At 72.1% G+C, this 9,141-nt stretch carries 12 protein-coding genes; 6 read left to right on the forward strand and 6 right to left on the reverse strand.

Features of this window, described 5'->3' with window-relative positions:
• Positions 1–10: 10 nt before the first annotated feature.
• Genes ABZS51_RS16525 through ABZS51_RS16540 form a run of 4 tightly spaced genes read right to left on the reverse strand, consistent with a single transcriptional unit; the run spans position 11 to position 2,715 of the window.
• Complete coding sequence (locus tag ABZS51_RS16525; RefSeq protein WP_355441168.1) at positions 11–481, reverse strand: nuclear transport factor 2 family protein; 471 nt, start codon at positions 479–481, stop codon at positions 11–13.
• A 52-nt stretch (positions 482–533) separates the two neighbouring features.
• Positions 534–890 carry a VOC family protein gene (locus ABZS51_RS16530; protein WP_355441171.1) on the reverse strand — a complete coding sequence of 119 codons (357 nt, stop codon included), beginning with the start codon at positions 888–890 and terminating at the stop codon, positions 534–536.
• A 21-nt stretch (positions 891–911) separates the two neighbouring features.
• Positions 912–1,613 (reverse strand): TMEM175 family protein, encoded by a 702-nt coding sequence (locus ABZS51_RS16535; RefSeq protein ID WP_355441174.1) that lies wholly within the window; start codon positions 1,611–1,613, stop codon positions 912–914.
• Positions 1,614–1,665: 52 nt separating this feature from the next.
• A complete protein-coding gene (locus ABZS51_RS16540) occupies positions 1,666–2,715 on the reverse strand; it encodes an ion channel (protein ID WP_355441177.1) in 1,050 nt (349 codons plus the stop codon).
• A 212-nt stretch (positions 2,716–2,927) separates the two neighbouring features.
• Here ABZS51_RS16540 and ABZS51_RS16545 point away from each other — a divergent pair, with 212 nt between their 5' ends.
• Positions 2,928–4,025, forward strand: coding sequence for an XRE family transcriptional regulator (locus tag ABZS51_RS16545; RefSeq protein WP_355441180.1), 1,098 nt, complete (start codon positions 2,928–2,930; stop codon positions 4,023–4,025).
• 61 nt (positions 4,026–4,086) lie between these two features.
• Here the strand turns inward: ABZS51_RS16545 and ABZS51_RS16550 are convergent, their stop codons facing one another.
• Positions 4,087–4,665, reverse strand: coding sequence for a helix-turn-helix domain-containing protein (locus ABZS51_RS16550; protein WP_355441183.1), 579 nt, complete (start codon positions 4,663–4,665; stop codon positions 4,087–4,089).
• Positions 4,666–4,745: 80 nt separating this feature from the next.
• Here ABZS51_RS16550 and ABZS51_RS16555 point away from each other — a divergent pair, with 80 nt between their 5' ends.
• Entirely contained in the window at positions 4,746–6,185 is a 1,440-nt protein-coding gene (locus tag ABZS51_RS16555; RefSeq protein WP_355441186.1) for a prolyl oligopeptidase family serine peptidase, read from the forward strand.
• A 17-nt stretch (positions 6,186–6,202) separates the two neighbouring features.
• Here ABZS51_RS16555 and ABZS51_RS16560 read toward each other — a convergent pair whose 3' ends face one another.
• Positions 6,203–7,195, reverse strand: coding sequence for a hypothetical protein (locus ABZS51_RS16560; protein ID WP_355441189.1), 993 nt, complete (start codon positions 7,193–7,195; stop codon positions 6,203–6,205).
• A 116-nt stretch (positions 7,196–7,311) separates the two neighbouring features.
• Between ABZS51_RS16560 and ABZS51_RS16565 the strand changes: the two genes are divergently transcribed.
• The 4 genes from ABZS51_RS16565 to ABZS51_RS16580 form a co-directional block, all read left to right on the forward strand.
• Positions 7,312–7,668, forward strand: coding sequence for an MmcQ/YjbR family DNA-binding protein (locus ABZS51_RS16565; RefSeq protein ID WP_355441192.1), 357 nt, complete (start codon positions 7,312–7,314; stop codon positions 7,666–7,668).
• Between the two features lie 10 nt (positions 7,669–7,678).
• Positions 7,679–8,170, forward strand: coding sequence for a GNAT family protein (locus ABZS51_RS16570; protein ID WP_310707182.1), 492 nt, complete (start codon positions 7,679–7,681; stop codon positions 8,168–8,170).
• A gap of 100 nt (positions 8,171–8,270) precedes the next feature.
• Entirely contained in the window at positions 8,271–8,648 is a 378-nt protein-coding gene (locus tag ABZS51_RS16575) for a hypothetical protein (protein ID WP_355441195.1), read from the forward strand.
• 53 nt (positions 8,649–8,701) lie between these two features.
• A partial coding sequence (locus ABZS51_RS16580) for an EamA family transporter (protein WP_355441198.1) occupies positions 8,702–9,141 on the forward strand: 440 nt, incomplete at its 3' end.

Raw genomic sequence — 9,141 nt, forward strand, 5'->3', positions numbered from 1 at the left:
GGCCGAGCTCCTAGGCCGAGGTGGACGACGGGGGAGTGCACGCCCGGGTGACGGCCGACGGGTCCCAGTAGAAGGGACGGCATTCGAGCATGCGCCCGTCCCGTACCCGGATGAGCTGCAGGATCTCCGTCTCCACGTCCTGGCCGGTGGCGCGGGCACGGAACCGCACCCGGTTGCGCACCACGACCGTGTCCCCGTCGCCCCAGTGCTCCTGCTCCAGGAACTCCATCGACTCCCAGACGTCGCTGAAGGTCGCCAGGAAGCGCTCCATGCCGTCATGGCCGCGCCACGTCCCCGTCCCCGTGAAGGGCAGACCGGGCGCCTGGTGCAGGACGACCTCGGGGTCCAGGTGGGCGGCGACCTCGTCGTAACGGGCCCTGCCGTACCCGCCGGCCGCCACGTACGCGGTCTCCGCGGCGTAGAAGCGCTCCATCACCGCCCAGGCATCGTCTTTGGTCACATCGTTCGCCGAAAGCGTCATGGGCGCCATCCTCACAGGGGCGCCGGCTCCTGGCTGGCGGGATTCGGACGCGTCATGGGCCGAGGGGCTCCAGGAACTCCAGGCGGTTGCCGAGCGGGTCCTCGCTGTAGAAGCGCCGCATGCCGGGGAAGTCGTCGTCGAACGTGACCGGGTACCCGGCCCGGCGCAGGCGGCCGGCCCACTCGTCGAGGCCCGAGACGAGCAGGCCGGGGTGGGCCTTGCGGGCCGGTCGGAAGTCGGTCTCGACGCCGAGGTGCAGCTCGATGCCGTGGCCGCGGAACCAGCAGCCGCCGCGTGCCGCCAGGACCGGGGGCTTGGGGATCTCGGTCAGGCCGAGGACACCCTCGTAGAAGTCGCGCAGCGCCTGCTCGCTTCCGGGCGGGCAGGCGAGCTGGACGTGATGGATCATGTCGCTCCGATCGGGAGGGTGTCAGGCCGTACCGGCGGGCTCCGGGATGAGGCGGCGGCCGACGCGGACGGCGGCCACCGCCACCACCGGCGTCAGCAGCCAGAGCAGCGGCACGTTCTCCATCACCCACGTCAGAGCCGCCGTGAGCAGCCAGAATCCGCCGACCGCCCACAGGGAGACCGCGAGGACGCGGAGCCGCCGTATGTCCGTGCCGGCCTTGATGGGGCCGCGCAGCGCCGAGGTGATCAGGGCGGCCTGGCACAGCAGCAGGACCGCCTCGGAGCCGGCGAAGAGGGTGACGGACAGCGGGTTGGCGGAGTTGTCGCCGATGAGCGCGGTCGGGTACGGCAGCAGGGCCACGAAGATCAGCATCGGCAGGTGGAGCAGCATCATGCCGCGCGACAGGTACGTGATCCGGTCGAACAGCCGGTGGTGCTGCCGCCAGGCCGTCCACAACATCATGAACGCGATGAAGAACGCCAGGAACGTCCCGGAATGCTGGCTGAGGTACTGCCAGAGCTCGGCGGCCATGGCCAGCCGGTCCCCGTGGGGCTCCGCGGCCTCGCCCTCGGGGCGCGGGAGCTCGATGGCGAGCAGCGTCATGGCGATGGCGAAGACCGCGTCGGTGAACATCCCCACGCGCTCGTGCGTCAGGCCCGCGGGCGGAGCCGCCTCGTGAGCGTCCGGGCCGCCGTGCTTGCCGGATGGGTCGTCGATGGCCACGTATCCTCCGCCGGGGGGTTACCTGAAAAGGTGCAGATCGGGCCGATCATACTCATCTGTCCGTACGTGAATCCTCCCCGTGCAGGGCGGCGGTGAGCTCCTCGGGGGTGAGGCGGTGGGAGCCCACGTAGTACAGCACGGAGCCCGCCGGCAGCTGGGTCTGCCAGCCGGGGTTCACCAGCAGCTCGTCACCGGTCCGGGCGGCGAGCAGCGTGGCGCCGCACCGGCGGCCGAGCGAGGTCTGGCAGCGGTCCACCAGCACCGGCCCGAGGGACTCGGGCAGCCGCACGGAGTACGTCTCGGCGTCGCCGTGGGTCATGAGCTGCGTGTAGACCTCGCTGAGGCCCGGGTCGCGCAGCTCCTCGGTGATCATGTACGGGCTGTGCCACTGGACGCAGCGCAGCGTCTCCCGGACGTACCGCAGCTGCCGGACCCTGCCGACGTCCCGCAGCGCGACGACGAGGTGCGCCCCGTGCGCGACGTGGTCGGCGGTGATCGCGATCGCCAGCGCCTCGTTGTCGTCGCGCGCGTCCACGAGCACGCTGTACGCCCGGTCGACGCCGGCCCGGCGCAGCACGCCGTCGTCGGTCAGGTCGCCGCGCACGAACGTCACCTCGCGGTCCGGCATCGGATGCGTCGGGACGTCGTCCCACGCGCACAGCACGATGCGGCTCGAACCGTCGGCCGTCAGCTCGTCCACCATCTGCTCGGTACGGCCGGGGGTGTAGCCGAGCAGCACGATGTGGCCGGACATGTCCACGGTGACGGCACCTCGCATCCTTCGTCCCTTGGCCCGTTCCAGAGCCGCCGCGAACCTGGTGAAGACGGTCGTCAAGGTCGCGATGCCGCCGGCGATGACGTACACGCCCACCGCGTGGCCGCCGGCCGTCTCCGGGTACAGGTCGCCGTAGCCCACGGTCGAGGCGGTGACGACGAAGTACCACCAGTAGTTGGCCGGCGCCACGATCTCACTGCCCGCCGGCTCCGCGAGCGCCATCAGCGGCCAGCTCGTCAGGAACACCGCCGCGAAGACGAGCACCGGCGTCCACCAGGTCCCGAGCATGCCGAGCCGGGCCAGCAGGCGGGCCAGGAAGATGGGCACGCTTGTCCTCCCGCCTGACGCCGCTGTACTGCGGTCACCATAACTGGACAAACTCCACAAAGCATCCCCCTATCTCTTGGGTATCAGGGGCAATGCGTCATGGCGGGACAGCACGGCGACATCCGGTAAAGGCGCTTTCCTGAGAGGTAACGATTACTTCCTGATGCGCCGGAGGTCTCCCTCGGCCGCTACGGGTGTGCGATTATCGCACCATGAAGGATCCGGGAGGCTGGGCCGAGATAGGGGAACGCGTGCGCGAATGTCGCATCGCGGCCGATATGTCACAGGAACAGCTGGCATCAGCACTTCGCCTGGACCGCACCATGATCGCCAAGATCGAGATGGGCGTGCGCCGCGTCGACGCGCTGGAATTGGCCAAACTGTCCACGGTGCTCAAAGTCCCGTTGAGCCATTTCCTGACCCCTGCTCCCGCCGTGGTGTCCCGCCGTGCCGAACTGGCCGAGGACGGCGCCGTCGACGGCACGCGGCAGTCGTATCGAATGGAGTTCGCGCTCACGACCTGGCTCGCCGATGTCCGCCAGCTCATGGAGAGCGGAGAATTCACACCGCCTCCGATAGCGCGATTTCCGGGCCGGATCACCGATATCGCAGACGCGCGCAAGGCGGCCTTGTGGGCCCGGCAGAAGATCGATCTGGGTGCTGAGCCGATCAGTTCCCTGATGAGCGTGTGCGAAGCGCTCGGACAGCTCGTGGCGGTCGTGGAGGTGCCGGGCGAGGGCGCCTCGCTGGTCGAGGACGAGATCGCTGTGGCGGTCGTCAGCGACCAGGGAGATCCCGGGCGCCGCCGCGCCACGGCCGCGCACGAGCTCGGCCACCTCGTCGTGGGTGACGAGTACTCCAGTGACGTGAGCGTCCACACCTCCCGTGGCGACAGGGAGATCGTGGTCGAGGCGTTCGCGGCGGAGCTGTTGCTGCCGGCCCAGGCGTTGCTGGCGCGTTTCAAGGCACGGGAGGGAGCGCCCCGGGAGCGGCTGGTCGTACTGGCCGCCCATTACCGGACCTCCTGGTCGCTCACGCTGAGGCAGGCGGTCGCGGCCGGTGTCATCGACAAGGCGACGGCCAAGGAGTTGCGCCAGCGCAATCCCACGCGTGCCGAGTTGATGGAGGCGGTCGGGTGGGCGCCGCAGCCGGACCTGGAGAGGGTCCGCGTTCCTCCCGCGTACGCGCACGCGGTGGTCCAGGCCTATCTCAAGGGCGGCATCACGGTCTCGCGCGCCGTCGAGCTGATGCGCGGCCAGATCGAGCCGGCGGATCTGCCCGCGCGTGACGACACGGAGCCCGAGCTTTGAGCGATGTCGGCGGTGACCCCGCCGGCTCGACGTTCGGATCGTACGCGCGGCGCAGCAGGATCTACTCGGGGTCGTCGGCGGGGAAGGCGTAGAGGCGGAGGTACATGGGGCGGGCGCCGGGTGGGGCCTCGGTCCGGGGGCGGCTGTGCTGGAGCAGGAGCCGCATGAACGCCTCGAAGAACGCCTCGAACTCCTCGTCCGTCATCCAGCCCAGCCCTCGTGACGACTTCACGTGCTCCGGGTCGCGCTCGTACAGGTGGGGGAGACCCTCCAGGAGGCGCAGGTCCTCCTCCAGGCCGAGGCGGTGGAACTCGGCCAGGATCGGGCGGTCCTCCGGCGCCAGCCGGTCGGGCGTGGGCAGGCGCATGTCGCGCGGCGCCGGGGCCTTGCGCCACCAGCGCTCCCTGCCGGTCGAGCGCTCCGGGATCTCCTCGATGAAGCCGTACTTCTCCAGCTGGCGCAGGTGGTAGCTGGTCGTGCCGGTCTTGGCGCCGAGCAGCTCGCCGAGCGTGGTCGAGGTGGCCGGGCCGTGGACGCCGAGGTGGCGCAGCATGAGGCGGCGCATGGGGTGGGCCAGGGCCTTGAGCCGGGCCGGGTCGTCGAGGAGGAAGGACTCGGGGGTCGCGGCCTCATCCGTCATGAGGACGAGTCTAGTCCTGCAGAGGGATTTCTGCCGAGATCTGTTTGCCGAGAACTCTCTGCAGAGTAGGGTCGGCGGACATGAGACGAGTTCTGGTGGCCGGGCTGGCCGCCCTCCTGTGGTGTCTGCTCGCCGCTCCCGGTGCGTGGGCGGCGGCCGTACGCGACGACGAGCCCGCCCCGGTCGTGCCCGGGGACCTCAAGGCGGTGGAGGTGAGCTTCCGCGGTGACGGGGGGCTGGTCATGCACGGCACCGTCCTGTCACCCGGCAAGGGCGGCGACGGGCGGCCGGGCATCGTGCTGGTTCACGGAGCCGGCACGGGGACGCCGCGGACCAAGCTCATGGGCGAGGCCGTCGAGTTCGCCCGCAGGGGGCTGTCGGTGCTGGTCTACGACAAGCGGTCCGTGGGCTACTCGCTGTTCGAGCGCTCGTACGCGCAGCTCGCCCGGGACGCGCTGGGGGGCGTGGCGGAGCTGCGCCGGCAGCCGGGCGTCGATCCGGCGAAGGTGGGTGTCTGGGGCCTCAGCGAGGGCGGCTGGGTGGCGCCGATGGCCGCCGCCCGCTCCCGGGACGTCGCGTTCGTCGTGGTCGTCGGCGGCAACAGCCAGCAGCCGCTGGTCCAGCAGACGTGGGCGGTGCACGCGGGCATGAGGGCCGCCGGGATGTCGGGACGGCTGGTGGACCGCACGGAGCCCGATCTGTACCGGGTGCTGGCCGACGGTGACCTGTTCCCCGAGCCGTACTACGACCCGGCTCCGACCATCGCCGCGGTGCGCCGGCCGGTGCTCGCCGTCTGGGGCGTCCACGACCTGCTGACCCCGGCCCGGGAGAGCGCGCGGGGCTTCGCCGAGGCGCTGCGGCGCGGCGGCAACGACCACGTCACGGTCCGGTACTTCGCCGACGCCGACCACGCCGCCCACCGGACCCCCGACCGCGGCGTCACCCGGCTGCCCGAGCTGGCCCCCGGCTACGCGGACCTGGTCGGCGCCTGGGTGGCCGACGCGACCTCCGGCCGGGCGCCCGCCACGAGCACGTCGGGCCCGGAGCCGGTGCAGGCCGTGCCGACCGTGCCGGTCCCGCCGGTGGACTGGTGGGAGTCGGCCGACGTGCAGCTCGCGGCGCTGGTGGTGATGCTGGTGGGGTTCGCCGGGTATCCGGTGGTGGCGCTGGTCCGGCGGGTCCGGGGACGAACCGGCACACCGGTGAGCGCGGCGGCGCGGGTGCTCAGTGCGGGCGGGCTGACGGTGGTGCTCGGGTCGTTCGGGTACCTGATGTACGCGGTGATGACGGGGGCCAAGCTGGCGAGCCCGGGGCCGCTCCTGGCGGGCCGGCCGGTGGCGTGGCTGGCGCTCCAGGCACTCGCGGTGGCCTGCGTGGTGGCCGCCGCCGTCACCGGGCTGGCGTGGTGGCGGGGGCGCGGGGACGTCGCGGGAGGCGAGCGGGTACGGCTGGCGGTGCTGCTGGCCGGTGGCCTGGTGCTCGTTCCGTGGGGGCTGTACTGGGGGCTGCTGCTGCCGTGACGCACAGGCCGCCCACGTCATCGGGTGGCGGCGACCGGTGTACGGGCCGGCACGCGGCGCGACGCGGCGAGGAGGACACCGGCGGCGGCCAGCGCCACCGCCCCGAGCAGGGTCGCGGCAGCGGTCAGCGTCGTCGCGTCCGGGCTGGTCAGGGGCTGGCTGCGCTGCGCCTGCCAGACCAGCAGCCAGGTGAGCCCGCCGTACCCGATGGCCACCACGACGACCAGCGCCGTCCGTACGGTGAGGTCGCGCAGGACGGTCACCCGGCGGGCGAGCAGGCGCAGGCCCACCGCGACCAGCGGCAGCGCCTGGAGGGCGTGCAGGCCGACGAAGTGGCCCACCCGCAGGTCGCCGGCCCCCGTCTTCCAGCCGGTCAGCGGCATCCCGGCGCCCGCGTCGGGGGCGCCCACGCTGTGCGCGCCGATCGTGGCCAGCTTGAGGCCGGCGTCCAGGGCCTGGGCCTGCTCCGGGGTCGGGGCGGTCATGAGGTAGCCGACGGACATGCCGGCCAGGGACACGGCGATCCCGAGCGGCACCGCCCAGGCCATCGGCCGCTCCAGGGTCCGCTTCTGCGACAGCAGGAACACGCCCATGGCGAACGTCATCAGCCAGCCCAGGTACGCCGCCCCGCCCATGACGGCGAAGACGGTCGAGTCGAGCCCCGTCTCGAAGTTGAAGTGGCTGCGCACCCCCCGCCCCGCCTGGAACGTGATGGCCGAGATCTCGGGCAGCACGAACCCGGCGGCGGCCACCGTGCCGAGCCACCACAGGGTCCGCCGCCACCGCCGCGCCTGGCCGATCATCCAGGACAGCGTCCCGGCGTACAGGGCGAACGACAGCGCGAACTTGAACGGCTTGAGCCAGACCGGCTCGCCCAGCACGGTCCGCCCGTCGACGGCCAGTCCGGTGGCGGCGGCCAGCGCGAGGACGGCCATGGCGGCGGCGCAGAGGGCGAGCGGGAGGTGGGCGCCGGGCGTCCCGCCCGGACGGCGGGTGAAGGGGTTCGTCATGCCCTCTACCTTGCCGACCTGGGGAAACGCGGGCCAGGGAGTGGATCACCTGTCCGATGTGATCTCGTCATGAACCGGACACACGTTCTGTCGGTGGCGGCTGGTACACAGGGGCCATGGGTGTGAGCGTCGAAGAGTTCCTCAAGCTGGTGGAGGGTCTGCCCGAGGTCCGCATGGACCGCATGGCCACCTGGGTCAGCCTCAAGGTCCGGGGCAAGGGCTTCGGCTACCTGTGGGAGGAGACCGAGACCGTGGGCGTCAAGGCGACCGTCGAGGAGCAGATCGCGCTGGTGACCGAGCGGCCCGAGGTGTTCGAGCCGCAGTTCACCGCCGGGCGGTTCGGGTGGGTGGTGATCCGGCTGGACCGGATCGACTACGACGAGCTGTTCGAGCTGGTCGCCGAGGCGTGGTGCCTGACCGCTCCCAAGCAGCTCGTGACGGCCTTCGAGCACGCCCACCAGATCGGGCGATAATCTGGCATCAATGCTGATAACGAACATCCGGCTGCGCGAGTGGCGTGCGGACGACGCCCCGGCCGTGCTGGCCGCCTTCCAGGACCCCGAGCTGTCCCGGCAGGCGCCCTGGCCGGTCGTCACGGTGCGGGACGCGCTCGGGTGGATCGCGGCGTGGGACGGGGTGGGGCACGCGTTCGCGGTGACGCTCGACGGGCGCGTCGTCGGCAACGTGGCCGTCGCCCGCATCGACGACCACGCCAACGGCTGGGTCTCCTACTGGACGGTGCGCGAGGCGCGCGGCCGGGGCGTCGCGTCGGCCGCGGTGGAGGAGCTGGCGCGGTGGGCGTTCCGGGAGCGGGGGCTCTTCCGGCTGGAGCTGGGGCATCGCGTCGACAACCCCGCCTCGTGCCGGGTGGCGACCAAGGCCGGCTTCCTCGCCGAGGGGATCGAGCGGGGCAAGCTCCGCTACGACGGCGTCCGCTACGACGTCGAGCGCCACGCGCGCCTGGCCACCGACTGAGACACCGACTGGGACACCGACTGGGACAGCCGGGACAGCCGGGACAGGTGCGGCGGAAGGCGGCTGGCGGGTGGCCGTGAGGGTGATCTACCCTCGGGGTGTGGACAGCGAGAGCCTGGCGGCGGCCGGTCTGCTGGCGGCCATGAGCCGGGCGGCGGTGAGCCTCGCCGAGTTACATCACCCCTTCGTCCGCAGCGTGCCCTTCTCCTACTTCTTCCCGCCCGCCGGCGCCCGCGCGGGCACCGCGTTCACCCTGCCCGACGGCCGCGAGGTGAGCTTCACGGTCTCCATCGCCGCCGCCGACGGGGCGTTCCGGGTGGACGGCGTCGCCTCGGTCGAGGGCGAGGCGCTGCTCACCCTGTCGCCCCGTACGGCCGAGAGCATCGGCGACGGCGTCGCCGTCCTGGACGACTACGCGGCGGAGCTGGTCTCCTGCGCCGCCCGGCTCATCGACCAGCTTCTGGACGAGCTCGTGTGACGTCCGGCTGATCCAACTGGACGAGATTGTCTGATTGTCAGACAATGACGTCCATGAAGAACGGACCTCTGGCAGTCGTGGGCGCCTCCGTGCTCTGGGGCACGGCCGGCACCGCGGGCCTGCTCGTCTCCGCCGACTCGGTCGCCCTGGCCGCGGCCCGCCTGGTCATCGGCGGCGCGGTCCTCGCGCTCTTCGCGGGCAAGGGCCTGCGGCGGGCGGTGAGCCCCGGCACGCTGCTCGCGGCCGCCGCGGTGGCCGCGTACCAGCTCTGCTTCTTCGCGGCGGTCGGCCGCACGGGCGTGGCCGTCGGCACGGTGGTGGCGATCGGCAGCGGGCCTGTCTTCACCGGGCTGCTGTCGTGGGCGCTGCACCGCGAACGGCCGAGCGGGCGCTGGGCGGCTCGCGCCGGTCCCTCATCCAGGTCGTCTCCCAGAACCCGCTCGACTCCTTCGACCCCCGCCTCACCGTGGGCCGCCTGGTCGCCGAGCCGTTG

It is taken from the genome of Nonomuraea sp. NPDC005501 (genome assembly GCF_040605905.1).
Lineage (GTDB): Bacteria > Actinomycetota > Actinomycetes > Streptosporangiales > Streptosporangiaceae > Nonomuraea.

Excerpts from the sequence above, each read along its gene's own strand:
- ABZS51_RS16525 (WP_355441168.1), bottom strand. The coding sequence starts at position 481 with ATGACGCTTTCGGCGAACGATGTGACCAAAGACGATGCCTGGGCGGTG.
- ABZS51_RS16530 (WP_355441171.1), bottom strand. The coding sequence starts at position 890 with ATGATCCATCACGTCCAGCTCGCCTGCCCGCCCGGAAGCGAGCAGGCG.
- ABZS51_RS16545 (WP_355441180.1), top strand. The coding sequence starts at position 2,928 with ATGAAGGATCCGGGAGGCTGGGCCGAGATAGGGGAACGCGTGCGCGAA.
- ABZS51_RS16550 (WP_355441183.1), bottom strand. The coding sequence starts at position 4,665 with ATGACGGATGAGGCCGCGACCCCCGAGTCCTTCCTCCTCGACGACCCG.
- ABZS51_RS16555 (WP_355441186.1), top strand. The coding sequence starts at position 4,746 with ATGAGACGAGTTCTGGTGGCCGGGCTGGCCGCCCTCCTGTGGTGTCTG.
- ABZS51_RS16560 (WP_355441189.1), bottom strand. The coding sequence starts at position 7,195 with ATGACGAACCCCTTCACCCGCCGTCCGGGCGGGACGCCCGGCGCCCAC.
- ABZS51_RS16565 (WP_355441192.1), top strand. The coding sequence starts at position 7,312 with ATGGGTGTGAGCGTCGAAGAGTTCCTCAAGCTGGTGGAGGGTCTGCCC.
- ABZS51_RS16570 (WP_310707182.1), top strand. The coding sequence starts at position 7,679 with ATGCTGATAACGAACATCCGGCTGCGCGAGTGGCGTGCGGACGACGCC.